This window comes from Gordonia jacobaea, from assembly GCF_001186365.1.
GTDB lineage: Bacteria > Actinomycetota > Actinomycetes > Mycobacteriales > Mycobacteriaceae > Gordonia > Gordonia jacobaea.
The window spans coordinates 304,880-320,893 of sequence record NZ_LDTZ01000013.1; the positions used below are offsets into that span (position 1 = coordinate 304,880).

General features: G+C 65.9%; 17 protein-coding genes. 16 read left to right on the forward strand and 1 reads right to left on the reverse strand.

The window, feature by feature from the left end; translation table 11 throughout:
- The first annotated feature begins 7 nt into the window (after window positions 1-7).
- The 16 genes from ABW18_RS01520 to ABW18_RS01595 all read left to right on the forward strand — a co-directional run bounded on the left by ABW18_RS01520 (window position 8) and on the right by ABW18_RS01595 (window position 15,330).
- Window positions 8-1,444: a carboxylesterase/lipase family protein gene (locus tag ABW18_RS01520; RefSeq protein WP_049697229.1), complete on the forward strand. Its 1,437-nt coding sequence runs from the start codon at window positions 8-10 to the stop codon at window positions 1,442-1,444.
- A 30-nt stretch (window positions 1,445-1,474) separates the two neighbouring features.
- Complete coding sequence (locus ABW18_RS01525; RefSeq protein ID WP_049697230.1) at window positions 1,475-2,995, forward strand: glycosyltransferase 87 family protein; 1,521 nt, start codon at window positions 1,475-1,477, stop codon at window positions 2,993-2,995.
- Window positions 2,913-3,347, forward strand: coding sequence for a TIGR02611 family protein (locus ABW18_RS01530; protein ID WP_049697231.1), 435 nt, complete (start codon window positions 2,913-2,915; stop codon window positions 3,345-3,347). Before ABW18_RS01525 ends, ABW18_RS01530 begins: the two co-directional genes overlap by 83 nt.
- A gap of 113 nt (window positions 3,348-3,460) precedes the next feature.
- Window positions 3,461-5,518 carry a threonine--tRNA ligase gene (gene thrS, locus ABW18_RS01535; protein ID WP_049697232.1) on the forward strand — a complete coding sequence of 686 codons (2,058 nt, stop codon included), beginning with the start codon at window positions 3,461-3,463 and terminating at the stop codon, window positions 5,516-5,518.
- A complete protein-coding gene (locus tag ABW18_RS01540; RefSeq protein WP_049697233.1) occupies window positions 5,511-6,098 on the forward strand; it encodes an ATP adenylyltransferase in 588 nt (195 codons plus the stop codon). The genes thrS and ABW18_RS01540 overlap by 8 nt, the downstream gene beginning before the upstream one ends.
- A 64-nt stretch (window positions 6,099-6,162) precedes the next feature.
- Window positions 6,163-6,885 carry a phosphatidylinositol phosphate synthase gene (pgsA, locus tag ABW18_RS01545; RefSeq protein ID WP_049697234.1) on the forward strand — a complete coding sequence of 241 codons (723 nt, stop codon included), beginning with the start codon at window positions 6,163-6,165 and terminating at the stop codon, window positions 6,883-6,885.
- Window positions 6,882-7,799, forward strand: coding sequence for a phosphatidylinositol mannoside acyltransferase (locus ABW18_RS01550; protein WP_049697235.1), 918 nt, complete (start codon window positions 6,882-6,884; stop codon window positions 7,797-7,799). Before pgsA ends, ABW18_RS01550 begins: the two co-directional genes overlap by 4 nt.
- Complete coding sequence (locus tag ABW18_RS01555) at window positions 7,796-8,920, forward strand: glycosyltransferase family 4 protein (RefSeq protein WP_049697236.1); 1,125 nt, start codon at window positions 7,796-7,798, stop codon at window positions 8,918-8,920. The genes ABW18_RS01550 and ABW18_RS01555 overlap by 4 nt, the downstream gene beginning before the upstream one ends.
- Window positions 8,921-9,009: 89 nt before the next feature.
- Window positions 9,010-9,528 (forward strand): LemA family protein, encoded by a 519-nt coding sequence (locus ABW18_RS01560; protein WP_049697498.1) that lies wholly within the window; start codon window positions 9,010-9,012, stop codon window positions 9,526-9,528.
- A gap of 152 nt (window positions 9,529-9,680) precedes the next feature.
- Entirely contained in the window at window positions 9,681-10,598 is a 918-nt protein-coding gene (pdxS, locus tag ABW18_RS01565) for a pyridoxal 5'-phosphate synthase lyase subunit PdxS (protein ID WP_049697499.1), read from the forward strand.
- Window positions 10,599-10,683: 85 nt separating this feature from the next.
- Entirely contained in the window at window positions 10,684-11,526 is an 843-nt protein-coding gene (locus ABW18_RS01570; protein ID WP_049697237.1) for a PP2C family protein-serine/threonine phosphatase, read from the forward strand.
- A gap of 22 nt (window positions 11,527-11,548) precedes the next feature.
- Complete coding sequence (locus ABW18_RS01575; RefSeq protein WP_049697238.1) at window positions 11,549-12,286, forward strand: hypothetical protein; 738 nt, start codon at window positions 11,549-11,551, stop codon at window positions 12,284-12,286.
- A gap of 192 nt (window positions 12,287-12,478) precedes the next feature.
- The gene (locus ABW18_RS01580; RefSeq protein ID WP_049697239.1) at window positions 12,479-12,997 is read left to right on the forward strand and encodes a helix-turn-helix transcriptional regulator; all 519 of its coding nucleotides are present in this window, start codon (window positions 12,479-12,481) and stop codon (window positions 12,995-12,997) included.
- A 47-nt stretch (window positions 12,998-13,044) separates the two neighbouring features.
- On the forward strand, window positions 13,045-13,899 hold the full coding sequence (locus ABW18_RS01585; protein ID WP_049697240.1) for an acyl-CoA thioesterase: 855 nt from the start codon (window positions 13,045-13,047) through the stop codon (window positions 13,897-13,899).
- Entirely contained in the window at window positions 13,896-14,519 is a 624-nt protein-coding gene (gene pdxT, locus ABW18_RS01590; protein WP_049697241.1) for a pyridoxal 5'-phosphate synthase glutaminase subunit PdxT, read from the forward strand. Before ABW18_RS01585 ends, pdxT begins: the two co-directional genes overlap by 4 nt.
- A gap of 58 nt (window positions 14,520-14,577) precedes the next feature.
- Window positions 14,578-15,330, forward strand: a complete 753-nt coding sequence (locus tag ABW18_RS01595) for a YebC/PmpR family DNA-binding transcriptional regulator (RefSeq protein WP_005206023.1) — start codon at window positions 14,578-14,580, stop codon at window positions 15,328-15,330.
- Between the two features lie 3 nt (window positions 15,331-15,333).
- On the opposite strand, the gene ABW18_RS01600 is transcribed toward ABW18_RS01595, so the two are convergent.
- The gene (locus tag ABW18_RS01600; protein ID WP_049697500.1) at window positions 15,334-15,945 is read right to left on the reverse strand and encodes a nucleoside/nucleotide kinase family protein; all 612 of its coding nucleotides are present in this window, start codon (window positions 15,943-15,945) and stop codon (window positions 15,334-15,336) included.
- Window positions 15,946-16,014 lie beyond the last annotated feature (69 nt).

A 16,014-nucleotide genomic window follows, 5' to 3' on the forward strand; every position in this document is an offset into this window, starting at 1 on the left:
CGCGAGCATGACGCGAACACACCTCGAGACCCCCGTCGTCGCGACCACCTCTGGGCGGGTCTCGGGTCGCAGAACCGACGACGTGACGGCCTTCCTCGGCATCCCCTACGCGGCGCCTCCTGTCGGGCTCGCGGCGTTCGACTCGCCACGGCCGGTCGACGCCTGGGACGGGGTGCGCACAGCCACCGAGTACGGGCCGACCGCACCGCAGGTCCCATACCCGGCGCCGATTGCCGCACTGCTCGACAACGTGATCGCTCTCGGCGACGACTACCTCACGGTCAACGTGTGGACCCCGGATCACGGCGCGGGTGGCTTACCGGTGATGGTGTGGATTCACGGCGGTGCGTTCACCCGCGGTTCCAACCGGTTGGCCATGTATGCGGGCGACACCTTCGCCCGCGACGGCGTGGTCTGCGTCGGCATCAATTATCGGCTCGGCACAGCGGGTTTCGCGTCGGTGAGCGGCGGCGTCGAGAACAGGGGATTGCGCGATCAGATCGCGGCTCTCGAGTGGGTGCAGGCGAACATCGCGAGCTTCGGCGGCGATCCCGGCAACGTGACGATCTTCGGCGAATCGGCGGGAGCCATGAGCGTGGCGTCACTACTGGCGTCACCGCTGGCGCGCGGCCTGTTCCGGCGAGCGATCATGCAGAGCGGCAACGGGTCGGTGGCCGCGCAGATCGACGATGCCCGTCTGGTCACCGCGCGGCTGTCCGAAATCCTCGGTGTCGAAGCCGACGCGCAGTCACTTGCCGACGTCGATCCCGCCGCGTTGCTCGCGGCTCAGTCGCAGTTGGCACTCGAGTGCATGGTGAACCCGGACCCCGCAGTGTGGGGTGAGTCGACGGTGGCCCAGGGGATGGGCATCATGAGCCAGTTCCCGATCGTCGACGGTGACGTCCTCACTTCCGTGCCGCATGAGGCGATCGCGTCGGGTGCCGGCGCCGACATACCCCTGCTGGCCGGATGGAATGCCGACGAGTTCCGCTTCTTCCTCGTCGCGTCGGGTGGGGCCGACGCGGTCACCGAGCAGGCCGCCGCAGCGGTGCTCGGTCGCCAGCCGAATGGCATCGAGCACCTCCGCGCCCGACTCGACGCCGGAGACAGTCCAGGTGACGCGCTCGCGCAGGCACTCACCGCGCGCGCGTTCTCCGGTCCGACGACTGCGCTCGCCGCGTCGCGTCCATCGGGCTCGACGCACCTCTACGAGTTCGGGTATCGCAGCCCGAGAGCAGGTATCAGGGCTGGTCACGCCGTAGAGATTCCGTTCGTGTTCGATCACCTCGACCAGGCGCACGCCCTCGTCGGTCCCGAACCCGACCAGCAGATCGCCGACGAGATGCATCGAGCGTGGGTCGACTTCGCGACGACGGGCGATCCCGGCTGGTCGTCGACAGGTTCGGAATCAGACAATCGACACTTTCGGCGATTCGGTTTCTGACCTGCGATAAGTCTTGGCTACGGTGTGTGCATGTCTGCGAGCACCTCCGTCGATCAGCGACCGTCACCGCTGGTAATCGGGTTCAAGCCGGTGCTCGCGGTCGCGGTACTCGCCATCCTCGCGGTGATCTGGCACATCTTCGTGATCCCGATCGGCGCGCAGTTCAACGGGCTGTTCGACAACGCCACCGATCTCTACGTCTACCGGGCAGGCGGACGAGCCGTGCTCGACGGCCGACCACTCTACGAATATCCGGTCTGGGGTCGTCTGAGCTTCACCTACCCGCCGTTCTCCGCGGTGGTATTCACCGTCTTCGCGCTGATGAGCGCGGTGGTGGCGAAGATCGTGTGGTGGGCCGCGATATTTTTCGCGCTCGTCGCGACGGTATTCCTCGGAATGCGCACACTCGGCTACAAGGCCGACAGAAATCTTGCCGTCTTCGCCGTGAGCGGAGGGATCTGTGTCACGGTGCTCGAACCCGTCCGCACGACGATCTGGCTCGGTCAGATCAACGTCTTCCTGATGTTCATCATCCTGCTCGACCTGGTCTTTCTCGATCTGCTCCATCCCCGATCAAGACTGCGTGGTCTCGGCGTCGGCATCGCGGCGGGACTGAAGCTGACGCCCGCGTTCTTCGTCGTGTATCTGCTCGTGCTGCGCCGGTGGCGGGCTGCGGTCATGGCACTCGTGGGGTTCGCCATCACGGTCGCGATCGGTTTTCTGGTCATAGGGTCCGATGCGCGGCAGTACTGGACGACCTATGTCACCGGCGAGTCACGGATCGGGCGCGTGGATTCACCCGCGAACCAGTCGATCAACGGCTTCATCTCTCAGATGCTGGCGTATTTCGACGTCCGGCGGTTCTCGCAACCCGCGCCGGTCGGGCCACTGTTTTCGGCCCCCGATTGGTTGTGGATGCCCGTTGCGCTCGTCGCGGCGATCCTGGGTCTCTGGGCGGCGGTCGTGTCGTATCGGCGTGGACGGAGACTGCTGTCGGTCACCACCGCCGGCATGACGGCAGCGACGGTGTCGCCGTTCTCGTGGGGTCATCACTGGGTGTGGGTGGTGCCACTGCTGGTCGTCGCATTCGACTTCGCGTACCGGGGCAGCATCGGCGGGCGAAGGTACTGGTGGCGGTGGTTGGCCCCGCTGACCGTGTGTGCGCTCTCGTTCTCGTACTGGTGGAACTACTGGGGCAGTGGCAGTCGCTACGGAGCCGATCACATCATCGCGATCGGACTGTTCATGATGCCGCGATATCCCGACCCGGGGGTGTTGGATCGCATCGCCGTCATCTTGTACGCCGGGTGCTATCCACTGATCCTGTTGCTCACGATCATCGTCACGTTGGTAGCCGAGTTCCGGCAGCGGCGCGTCGAGGCGTCCGAGGAGGTGACGCAGCCGGATACGTACTCTGGAGATATCGAATCGTCCGGCGCCGCGGACCCCTCGGCGCCGGACACAGCACATGCGGAGAGTGGAGTACTGCGTGCCGAGGTGGCAACGAATACGCATCTGGAGTCGTCAACGCAGGTACGTCATCCGGCGTGACGCGCGTCTGAACCTCACCTATCGGATCGTTGTCGGCGTCGTCGGTGCGCTGGTGCTCGCCGGCGGAATCGTCGCGATCCCATACCCCGGCCCGGGCTGGCTGATCGTGTTCCTCGGACTCGGAATCCTCGCGTCTGAATTCTCGTGGGCCCAACGGTTACTGCGCTTCGCGCGCAGCAAGTACGACGCCTGGCTCGAGTGGATGAAGCAGCGCCACTGGTCGGTGCAGGGTGCTTTTGGTGTTGTCACCTTCGTCGTCGTGCTGGCCTCGCTGTGGGTCCTGGGTGTCCTGGGAACGGCCGCGAACTGGGTGAACCTCGACGCGGCGTGGCTGACGAGCCCGATCCTGTGAGACATCCCGGCCGCGGTGGTGGCCGACGGGGCGCCCGCAGATACGATCGACGTGCACGAACACCGAAACCTCTCGGCGGGTAACCCCCCCGCCTCTCATCAAGGAGCAGCGAAGTGCCCGACAACGCATTGGTGACCAGCCCAGCCACGATCCGTGTGCCGGCCGGGACCACCGCGGGCACGGCGCTGCGCGAGCACGAGCTGCCGAACAAGGGACCTGAGGCGGTCGTCGTCGTCCGTGACGCCGCGGGTCAACTGCGGGATCTCTCCTGGGCTCCCGATCTCGACACCGACGTCGAACCGGTCTCTGCCAACACCGACGCGGGTCGCAGCGTGATCAGGCATTCGACCGCGCACGTGCTCGCACAGGCTGTGCAGGATCTCTTTCCCGAGGCCAAGCTCGGGATCGGCCCGCCGATCAAGGACGGCTTCTACTACGACTTCGACGTCGCAGAGCCCTTCACTCCCGAAGATCTCACCGCGCTCGAGAAGAAGATGAAGCAGATCATCAAGTCGGGTCAGAAGTTCTCCCGACGGGTCTACGCGTCGAAGGACGAGGCCCGGGTGCAGCTCGCAAAGGAGCCGTACAAGCTCGAGTTGATCGACGACAAGGGCGCGGCCGACGACAGCGAGGTCATGGAGGTCGGCGGGGCTGAACTCACCGCATACGACAACCTGAATCCCCGCACCGGCGAAGTGATCTGGTGCGATCTGTGCCGTGGCCCGCATGTGCCGACCACCAAGTACATCTCGGCGTTCAAGCTCACCAGGAGTTCGGCTGCCTATTGGCGCGGCGACCAGGACAACGCCGACCTACAACGCATCTACGGCACCGCCTGGGAGTCGGCGGAAGCCCAGGACACCTACCTGGAGATGCTCGCGGAGGCCGAGAAGCGCGACCATCGACGCCTGGGTGCAGAACTCGACCTGTTCAGCTTCCCCGACGAGATCGGCTCGGGGCTACCGGTGTTCCATCCGAAGGGCGGCATCATCCGCACCGAGATGGAGGACTACTCGCGCAAGCGCCATATCGCTGCCGGGTATCAATTCGTCAACACGCCGCACATCACCAAGAGCAACCTGTTCGAGGTGTCGGGACACCTCGATTGGTACGCCGACGGCATGTACCCGCCCATGCAGCTCGACGCCGAGTTCAACGACGACGGCTCGGTGCGCAAGCCGGCTCAGGACTACTACCTGAAGCCGATGAACTGTCCGATGCACAACCTGATCTTCGATGCGCGCGGACGCTCGTATCGCGAACTCCCGTTGCGCCTCTTCGAGTTCGGCACTGTCTACCGCTACGAGAAGTCGGGCGTGATCCACGGACTGACCCGCGCCCGAGGGTTCACTCAGGACGACGCACACATCTACTGCACTCGTGAGCAGATGCGCGACGAACTGCGCTCGCTGCTGACCTTCGTGCTCGATCTGCTCCGCGATTACGGTCTCGACGACTTCTACCTGGAGTTGTCGACGCGGGATCCCAAGAAGTCCGTCGGCGACGACGAGACCTGGGAGATCGCGACCAACACCCTCGCAGAGGTTGCGGGAGAGTCCGGACTCGACCTCGTGCCCGATCCCGGGGGTGCTGCGTTCTACGGGCCCAAGATCTCCGTCCAGGTCAAGGACGCGCTGGGCCGCACCTGGCAGATGTCGACCATCCAGCTCGACTTCAACCTCCCCGAGCGCTTCAACCTCGAGTACACCGGCCCGGACGGCGCCAAGCACCGACCCGTCATGATCCACCGCGCGCTGTTCGGCTCCATCGAGCGGTTCTTCGGCGTGCTCACCGAGCACTACGCGGGTGCCTTCCCGGCATGGCTCTCGCCGGTGCAGGTCGTCGGCATCCCTGTTGCCGAGGCGTTCGTCGACCACCTGCAGGGCGTCGTGGATCAGTTGAAGGCCAAGGCAATTCGCGCCGAGGTCGACTATTCCGACGACCGCATGCAGAAGAAGATCCGCACGCACACCACCGGCAAGGTGCCGTTCATGCTTCTCGCGGGCGAGCGAGACGTCGAGGCCGGTGCGGTGAGCTTCCGGTTCCGAGACGGCACCCAGGTCAACGGCGTACCCGTTGCCGACGCGGTCAGAATCATCGACGAGTGGATCTCCGCGCGTCGCAACGAGTCTCCGACCAAGGAGCTGATCGAGGGTGCCGGAGATGCCTGAGGCCGACGACGCATCGACCGGTGAGATCCGCGATTGCGGTACCGGCGATCCCGATCGGCTACAGCGGCTGTGGAGTCCGCACCGGATGACCTACATCACGGCCGACCCGCCGGTCGTGAAGAAGGCGGCCGACGGTTCGGACCTCACCGGGCACCCCTTCCTCGACATCCCGACGATGACCGACGAGGACGGGTTGATCGTGGCGCGCGGAGAGCACGTCTACGCCGTGCTCAATCTGTACCCGTACAACCCCGGCCACACGATGATCGTGCCGTACCGGCAGGTCGCCGACCTCGAGGCGCTCACCGCAGGCGAGGCCGACGAGTTGATGGGCTTCACGCAGCGCATGATCCGCACGATCAAGGCGGTGTCGAATCCGAACGCGTTCAACGTGGGTCTGAATCTCGGTTACGCGGCAGGCGGCTCGCTATCGGAGCACATCCACCAGCACATCGTGCCGCGGTGGGTGGGCGACGCGAACTTCATCACGGTTGTCGGCGAGACAAAAGTCATGCCACAGTTGCTGCGCGACACCCGTGCGCTGCTCTCGGACGCGTGGAAGCAGCTCGACACCCCATGAGCGCGCGACCGCACCGCATGAGCAGTGCAGGTACAGAACTGAACGGTCGGGAAGGAGCGGTGCGGTGCTGAGCATTCGAGGCCGGGCGTCGGTGTCGAAGGTGACGTTGCCGCTCGGACGCGCGTTGCTGCGCACCGGGCTGACTCCTGACGCCATGACCGTGATCGGCACCGTGGCGACAGTCGCGGCGGCGGTCACGTTGTTCCCGATGGGCCACCTCTTCTGGGGCACGATGGTCATTTGGCTGTTCGTGATGTTCGACATGCTCGACGGCGCGATGGCGCGAGCACGCGGTGGCGGAACCCGATTCGGTGCGGTTCTCGACGCCACCTGCGACCGCATCGCCGACGGCGCGATCTTCGCGGGCCTCGCGTGGTGGTGCGCGTGGACGGTGCCGCACCAGTGGCTCTTCGTCGCCACGATGATCTGTCTGGTGACCTCACAGGTCATCTCGTATGCCAAGGCACGCGCCGAGGCATCGGGTCTGTACGGCGACGGCGGTCTCATCGAGCGCCCGGACCGGCTGATCATCGTGCTGGTCGGAGCGGGGTTCACCGGTCTCGGACTGTGGTGGGCGATTCACGTCGCCATGTGGCTCCTCGCGATCGGGAGCGTGATCACCGTCGGACAGCGCATGTGGTCGATTTCCCGATCGCCTGGTGCTCGCGACCTGATCCCGCTTGCACCGAGCGCCCGTGACGTCGACACCGATGCCGAGACCGACGCTGGCGCCGATACCGACACCGAGACCCAGGCCGGGCCCGACGCAGGCACCGGAACCCGGTGAGCCGTCTCGGCGGGTACCTCTCCGACCTGGGCTACCGGGCCGGATGGGCGGGTGTGCGTCTGCTGCCGGACCGATGGGGCAGAACTGCTTTCGAGGGCGCGGGCGCGATGGTCGGTCGCCGTAACGGCGGCCCGCAGCAGTTGCGACGCAATCTCGCTCGCGTGATCGGAGCCGAACGGCCGCAGGACGTGCCGGACGAGCTCGTAGCCGACGCGATGCGCTCGTATGCGAGGTACTGGTACGAAGCGTTCCGGCTCCCTGCCATGGGATTGGCGAACGCCGCGGCATCGGTGCACATCGCCGACGACGATGTCGCCCGCTTCGAAGCGGAGATCGCGAAGGGCAAGGGCCTCATCTTCGCGTTGCCGCACAGCGGCAACTGGGACATGGCCGGGGTGTGGCTGATCAACCGAGGTCATCGATTCTCGACAGTGGCCGAACGACTCGAACCGGAGTCTTTGTTCGACCAGTTCGTCGCCTATCGCGAGAGCCTCGGGTTCGAGATCTTTCCGCTTACCGGCGGGGAACAGCCCCCGTTCGCGCGTCTGGCCGACCGACTTCGTGACGGGTCGGTGGTGTGTCTGCTCGCAGAACGCGACCTGACCCGCCACGGCGTGCCGGTTCAGTTTTTCGGTGAGCCGACCCGCATGCCCGCCGGACCCGCGCGCCTGGCGATCGAGACCGGCGCCGCGCTCATGCCGGTACACCACTTCTTCCTCCCGGACGGAAGGTCGCAAATCCTGGTCGGAGAGTCGGTCGACGTCTCGGGCGGCGTCGAGAAAGCCACCCAGGCCATGGCCGACGCGTTCGCCACGAACATCGCGGCGCATCCCGCGGATTGGCACATGTTGCAGCCGCTCTGGGAATCCGACTGGTCGGCGGAGCGTCGTGCGCGAATCGAGAGCACCGGATGAAGATCGGAATGGTCTGTCCGTACTCGTTCGACGTTCCGGGCGGCGTGCAGGCACATGTGGTCGAGCTCGCCGAGGTGTTCATCGACCGTGGCCATACCGTGAGCGTCCTCGCGCCTGCCGCCGACGACACGGTGCTGCCCGACTACGTCGTGTCGGCGGGTCCCGCGGTGGCGCTGCCCTACAACGGGTCGGTGTCCCGCGTCTGCTTCAGCCCGCACGGCTATCTGACGCTTCGACGCTGGATCGCCGAGAACGAGTTCGACGTCTTGCACGTCCACGAACCCAATTCGCCGAGTCTGTCGATGCTGGCGTTGATGGTCGCGCTGGGGCCGATAGTCACGACGTTTCACACCTCGACGTCGAAGTCGTTGTGGTTGAAGACATTTCAGGGAATCTTGCGCCCGTATCACGAGCGGATCGCGGGCAAGATCGCCGTGTCGGAGCTCGCTCGACGCTGGCAGATGGAGTCGCTGGGTTCCGACGCGGTCGAGATCCCGAACGGAATCAACTGCGCAGGTTTCGCCGACTCTCCGCCCCTGCCCGGGTACCCGCATCCCGGCCGATCGGTGCTGTTCCTCGGTCGCTTCGACGAACCACGCAAGGGCATCGACATTCTGATGCGTGCATTGCCGACGATCGTCGAGAGTTTTCCCGAGGTCCGAATCCTGGTGGTCGGCGGAGGCAATGAGCGTGCGTTGAGGCGTCGGGCAGGAGATCTCGCGGACCATCTGGTCCTGCTCGGTCAGGCCGACGACGAGACCAAGGCGCGAGCGCTGGCATCGGCAGACGTGTACGTGGCGCCCAATCTCGGTGGCGAGAGCTTCGGCATCGTGCTGGTGGAAGCCATGGCGGCGGGCGCGGCGGTGGTCGCGAGCAAACTCGACGCCTTCCGACGGGTCCTCGACGACGGCCGTGCGGGAAAGCTGGTTGCCGTCGGGTCTGCGGATGAACTCGCCGAGTCCGTGATCGAGCTCCTGTCCGACGACGACGCCCGCGCCGACCTTGTCGAGGCCGGTCGGGCGAGGGCCGCGAAGTACGACTGGTCGCGGGTGGCCGATCAGATCCTGCGCGTGTACGAGACGGTCACCGTCGACGCCGGACCCGTCGTGGTGTCGGACTGAGTGGGCCCGACATGAATGTTGCTGGGCCACAGGTGGCATCGAGCCTTGCCGACGCCGTGCGGTTCTCCGGGATCACGATCTCGGGAACCGTGGCGTCGATCGTGTTCGTCGTGGTGGTTCTGGTCCTCGTGGCGGCGGCGTGGGCCTATAAGACCGCCAACCGCCTCGACCGGCTGAACGTTCGCGTCGACCTGGCACGTCGGTCGCTAGAATCCGCGCTCGAGCGACGCAGCGTCGTCGCACGTGCCATCGCGGCGTGGATGGAGACATCGACCGACGACCGTGACAGAACGGCCGCGGCCAAGCTGACCGCGGTCGCCGACCGCGCCGAACGCGCGACGCCCGAGCAGCGCGAGGACGCGGAGAACGACGTCTCCGCAGCGCTTTCCCGTACCGACAACGGCGCCCGCCCGGCGTCGTTGTCGATCGAACTCGCCGACGCCGAGACCCGCGTGATGATGGCACGACGCTTCTACAACGACGCCGTTCGCGACACGCGGGCGCTTGCCACCCGCAGACCCGTCCGCTGGCTCAAGCTCGGAGGCACGGCAGCGCCACCTGCGTACTTCGAGATCTCCGAGCGGGTGGCACCGGACGAATCGTCCTGACAGGCGGCGAACCTGCGGCTAGGACACAATTCGGGGTCGCCTATCCTGTAAGGCCAGGAGCCCAGTGGATCGCCGATGGGCCGTGAACGCGAAACCAGGAGACATCAGTGAGTCAATTCCAATCAGGGGAGCAGCCCGCGACGGACGCAACCCTGTCGGTCAACGGACACGCCGCTGCTGACTCGCAGGCAGGACACGGCACCGCCCGCGTCAAGCGCGGAATGGCCGAGATGCTCAAGGGCGGCGTGATCATGGACGTCGTCACGCCCGAGCAGGCGAAAATCGCCGAGGACGCGGGTGCTGTCGCGGTCATGGCGCTCGAGCGGGTACCCGCCGACATCCGCGCACAGGGTGGCGTGTCGCGTATGAGCGACCCCGACATGATCGACGGGATCATCAACACGGTCAGCATCCCGGTGATGGCCAAGGCGCGTATCGGACACTTCGTCGAGGCGCAGATCCTGCAGAGTCTCGGCGTCGACTACATCGACGAGTCCGAGGTGCTCACGCCCGCCGATTACGCCAACCACATCGACAAGTTCGCGTTCACCGTGCCGTTCGTGTGCGGTGCCACCAACCTCGGCGAAGCGCTCCGACGCATCACCGAAGGTGCTGCGATGATCCGCTCCAAGGGCGAGGCAGGCACCGGCGACGTCTCGAACGCGACGACCCACATGCGCAAGATCCGTGACGAGATCCGACGTCTCACCTCGCTGCCGAAGGACGAATTGTACGTCGCGGCAAAGGAATTGCAGGCGCCATACGATCTCGTCGTCGAGGTCGCCAACGCGGGCAAACTGCCGGTGACCCTGTTCACCGCGGGTGGAATCGCCACTCCCGCCGATGCCGCGATGATGATGCAACTCGGTGCCGAGGGCGTGTTCGTCGGCTCGGGCATCTTCAAGTCGGGTAACCCCGCGCAGCGGGCGGCGGCGATCGTGCAGGCCACGACGTTCTACGACGACCCGGACGTGCTCGCGAAGGTATCGCGCGGACTCGGCGAGGCGATGGTCGGCATCAACGTCGACGACATCCCGGCACCGCATCGTCTTGCCGAGCGTGGCTGGTAGTCGACATCGACGACATGGACACGTTCGCTCCGACGGTGAGTTCGTCACCCGCGCAGGTCGAGCCCGCCGGTAGGATCTGCTGACCATGGACTCGGTGAGCATCGTCCGTGATTCGTCGCTGACCGGCAGCGACATCGTCGGAGATCTGCGACTCGACTGGTCGGTGTACAGCGACGTCGGACGTGTCCGCGACGCCAACGAAGACGCCGCTCTCGTGCTGCCCGGACGCTATCTGCTGGCCGATGGCATGGGTGGGCACGAAAGCGGCGAGTTGGCCAGCGAAGCAGCACTTCTGACGCTGGCCGAGGTCGAGCCGGGCGCTGAACTCGCAGGCACCCGAGACGCACTCGACCAACTCCTCGTCGACGCGCAGCAACGTATCGGTGGCATCGACGGATTCTCCGACCGACGAGCGGGGACCACGGTCACCGGTGCGGTGCTCGTGACCGACGATGACGTCCTCCACTGGCTGATACTCAACATCGGCGATTCGCGGACGTACCGGTTCCAGAACGGCACGCTCCAACTGCTCACACGCGACCACTCGCAGGTCCAGGAGTTCGTCGACGCCGGTGTGATCACCGCCGAGCAGGCACGAATCGACCCGCGCCGCAACGTGATCACCAGGGCGCTCGGAGCCGGCATGGCCGAGCCCGACGCCGATTACTTCTCCACGCCGGCCCTGCCCGGGGACGTACTGCTCATCTGCTCCGATGGTCTGACCGGAGAGCTTCCCGACGCCGAGATCGCCGAGATCCTCGCGGGCTCCGACTCCGTGGAAGACGCCGCGGCAAGCCTCGTCGACGCCGCGCTGTTCGTCGGCGCGCACGACAACGTCACCGTCGTCGTCGTGGCGGTCCGCAGCGACGAGGAGTCGGACGAGGCCGACGGGGAGAACACCGAGACATCGGGCGAGACGCCCACATGACCGCGTCGAGGTGCGCTCGCCGATGACGTCCGGACAGGGTCCGCAGACGCAGTCCGAGCGCGCATTCGTCGACTATTGCGGCGAGCGGTTCGGAATCCTGGCGGGCCGTCGGTTCTGGATCGGGCGTGAGGCGGATCTGTCCGTCGACGACAATCCGTATCTGCATCGTCGATTCTTGTTGCTGCACAACGTGAATGGGTTGTGGTGGTTGAGCAACCGAGGTGCGCACCTGTCGGCGAGTGTCTCTGCGGGCGACGTCGGATTCTCGGCGGTACTCGGACCGGGCGCGCGGATGCCGCTGGTCTTCGGACACACCACGATCGTGTTCACGGCAGGGCCGACCACCTACGAGGTCGACGTCCACACCGTGAGCCCGCAGGTCGACGCCGTGACCGCGCCCGAGGTCGTCGGCGGGATGATCACGCAGGGTGTGCCGATGCTGACCGAGAGTCAGAAGCTGCTGATCGTGGTCCTGGCGGAGGAGATTCTGCGTCGTGACGGCACGGGTGCCAGCGCGATCCCCTCGTCGGCGCAGGCAGCGGGGCGGCTCGGCTGGTCGCTTACGAAGTTCAACCGCAAGCTCGACAACGTCTGCGACAAGCTCGATCAGCTCGGGGTCAGTGGAATGCGAGCGGGCGGTGGAAAACTCGCGAGCAATCGCCGGGCAAAGCTCGTCGAGTACGCGGTGGCCTCACGCATCGTGACGCGCGGCGACCTACCCCTCATCGACGAAGAGGCCGCGCGCAACGCTGCCGGCTGAGCCCGATTCACCCGCTCTGAACTGCGACGATGCGGCATGGGGAGTTCTCCCCATGCGTAGGGGAGTTCTCCCCATCGACGGGCGGCCCGAGCACTCATAACGTCATCTGCACGCGGTGCGTAGTACCGCGAATGACCGAGCCGACACGGCGTAGACCGATGCGGCACAAGCGATGACCGAGGAGATGCTGACATGACCGCACCTACCGCACCCCGTATTCCCGCTGTGCAACTCGACGCCTACGCCGCACGACGTCGTGCCGAGTCGGTGGCGCGTCGGCAGGAGGCATTGGCCCGCCTCGCGGCGCGTCGGATGCCGTTGCCCGGGCCCTCAGCGGCCGTCGCCGTCGGCGAAGGACCTCGGCAGGGCGCGACTGTTGCCGGTGGCCGGGGCGAACGACACATGCACCTGTTGCCGCAGCTCGATTCGAACGTGGGGGAGGCGGCGACGACCGACGAGCGCCCACGCAGCCGACAAGCACTGCCGAAGCCGCAGTTGACGCCGCGGGAGATCGAGGTGCTGCGGACGTGGCTGATGGTCGACACGAAGCCCGCAACCGCTGCGGCGCTGTACATTTCGCTCGGCACGGTGAACACACACCTCACACGTATTCGGGCCAAGTACGCCGAGATCGGCCGTCCGGCCCCAACCAAGGCGGGACTCGTAGCGCGCGCGGTCCAGGACGGGATCGTCGAGCTCGACGAGCTCTGAGAAGGCCGTGTGTCTGCCGCGGTGTCACCATGCGGGATACTGTCCGGGTGGCAGACATCGAAGAGATCCTCCAGGTCGAGCGGATCGAGAAGGACATCTACCGCGGTGGCGCGTTCGAGAGCTTTCTGCAGCGCACGTTCGGCGGCCAGGTCGCGGGTCAGGCGCTGGTCTCCGCCACCCGCACGGTCGACGACAGTTACACGGTGCATTCGCTGCACGGATACTTCCTGCGTCCCGGCAATCCCGATATCCCGGCGGTCTTCCTCGTCGACCGTATCCGCGACGGACGGTCGTTCTGCACCCGGAGAGTGACCGGAATCCAGAACGGCGAGGCGATCTTCACGATGTCGGCGTCGTTCCACGTGGGCGGTGACGAGGGGATCGAGCACCAGGACCGCATGCCTCCTGCGCCCGACCCCGAGTCGTTGCCGGACAGGGCCGACAGTGAGTCCGACGACGACTCGTCGGTGCTCAAGGAATGGCAGAACTTCGACCTTCGCGTGGTGCCTCGCGACGAGATGGTGACGAATCCCTATCTCGCTGCGCAGCAACGGGTCTGGTTTCGGTACCGACATCGACTGCCCGACGATCAGACAATCCACGTGTGCACGCTGGCCTACATGAGCGACATGACGTTGCTCGGGTCGTCGAAGGTGCCGCACCCCGGCATCGAACCGCAAGCGGCCTCGCTCGACCATGCCATGTGGTTCATGCGACCGTTCCGTGCCGACGAATGGCTTCTGTATGACCAGAATTCGCCGTCGGCAGGGGGTGGCCGCGCGCTGACTCAGGGCCGCATCTTCGATCGCGACGGTCGGCTCGTCGCCGCGGTCACGCAGGAGGGCCTGAGCCGCACCGGTCGCCAGATGCCCGCCGACCAGCACGCACGGCACGACAGGTGACCGCGGACAGCGGATCGCCACAGGTCGGAGTCCTAGCACTGCAGGGTGACGTGCGCGAACATCTCGCCGCCGTCGCTGCTGCGGGTGCCACGCCGATCAGTGTGCGTCGCCGCGAAGAACTCGACGCCGTCGACGGACTGATCATCCCGGGTGGGGAGTCGACGACGATGAGCAGACTCCTCGGGGTGTTCGATCTCTACGATCCGTTGCGTGCGCGACTCCGCGACGGCATGCCCGCCTACGGCTCGTGTGCGGGAATGATCATGCTCGCCTCGGAGATCCTCGATACGCGGCCCGATGCCCGGCATCTCGATGCGCTCGACATCACGGTGCGACGCAACGCGTTCGGACGGCAGGTGGAATCGTTCGAGACCGATCTGGAGGTCGACGGCATCACCGACGGACACCCGATGCGTGCGGTCTTCATCCGCGCACCCTGGGTCGAGCGGGCGGGCGACACTGTTGAGGTTCTGGCCCGGGTCACCGAGGGGCCCGCGGAGGGTCGGATCGTCGCGGTGCGTCAGGGTGACGTCCTCGCGACGTCGTTTCACCCGGAGGTGACCGGCGATCGACGAGTGCACGAATACTTCGTCGGGATGGTCGCAGCTAAGATCGAATGACGAACGACACCGTGCGCGGCAACGACGCCGCGGGCACGCGAAAGGATCGGAACAGCGTATGAGCGGCCATTCCAAATGGGCGACCACCAAGCACAAGAAGGCGGTCATCGATGCCAAGCGCGGCAAGATGTTCGCCAAGTTGATCAAGAACATCGAGGTCGCGGCACGTACCGGGGGTAGCGACCCCGCCGGTAACCCGACGCTGTACGACGCGATCCAGAAGGCCAAGAAGAGCTCGGTACCCAACGACAACATCGAGCGCGCACGCAAGCGCGGCGGTGGTGAAGAAGCCGGTGGCGCCGACTGGCAGACCATCACCTACGAGGGTTACGGCCCGAACGGCGTCGCGATCCTCATCGAGTGCCTCACCGACAACCGCAACCGGGCTGCGGGCGAGGTTCGCACCGCGATGACCCGCAACGGCGGCAACATGGCCGACCCGGGGTCGGTGGCCTACCTGTTCACCCGACGTGGTGTGGTGACGCTGGAGAAGAACGGACAGTCCGAGGACGACATCCTGATGGCGGTTCTCGATGCCGGTGCTGAGGAAGTCAACGATCTCGGCGACTCGTTCGAGGTCGTCAGCGAGCCGACGGATCTGGTCGCTGTCCGCACCGCACTGGTCGACGCAGGCATCGACTACGACTCGGCCGAGGCCGATTTTCGCGCCTCTGTCGAGGTGCCGGTCGACGCCGAAGGCGCACGAAAGGTCTTCAAGCTGATCGACGCGCTCGAAGACTGCGACGACGTCCAGGACGTGTACAGCAACGTCGACGTCAGCGACGAGGTACTCGCGGAACTCGACGCCTGAGTTTCAGTTCGTTCGCGCGAGCGCCGGTCGCTCCGGGTGGTCGTAACGTACCTCGAGATCGGCGGTCGGAGCGTGCGCGTCGTCGTCGAGCAGCGGTTCGATGGTCCACTGCTCGGCGTCGGGTGTCCGCCGTCGCAGCGCGCCCTCCGACATCGCCAGATGGATCACCAAGTCGAGGTCTAGTGCCTGCGTGCGCAGCATCGGGCCGGCGAGAACGATGATCTGAGAGTCGGTGGCGTGCCGGTGTTCGTCGCGAAATGATCTGTCGCGCACCGGGTCCCATAATCGAGGCAGCCACCGTCGGTGCGTCCGGACGGCGTCGATCACCTCCCGGCCGATAGCGGCGAAGTCGAACCAGCTCTCCCGGTACGACTGGGGATCGGATCTGCCGTACTCCAGGCGTAGTGATGCCGGACGCAGATAGTCCGACGTGCGGACCACGGCGGCCGCCCGCCCGCGTGCCCGCAGGCCGTCGACGATTTCCGAGGCAAGTACCTCCGGGCCGGCTGCGGGCGCGCCGTCGACCCCGACGACCGCGATGCCGTCAAGGGCGGCGCAGCGTTCGGTGCACAACTGCACCAGGCCCTGCGGAGTGATCGGTTCGAATCGCGTCATCGAGTCCACTCTTACGCCGTGTCGATCACCCGTATTGTCGGGCCCCCTCGGTAATATCTCGAACAACTG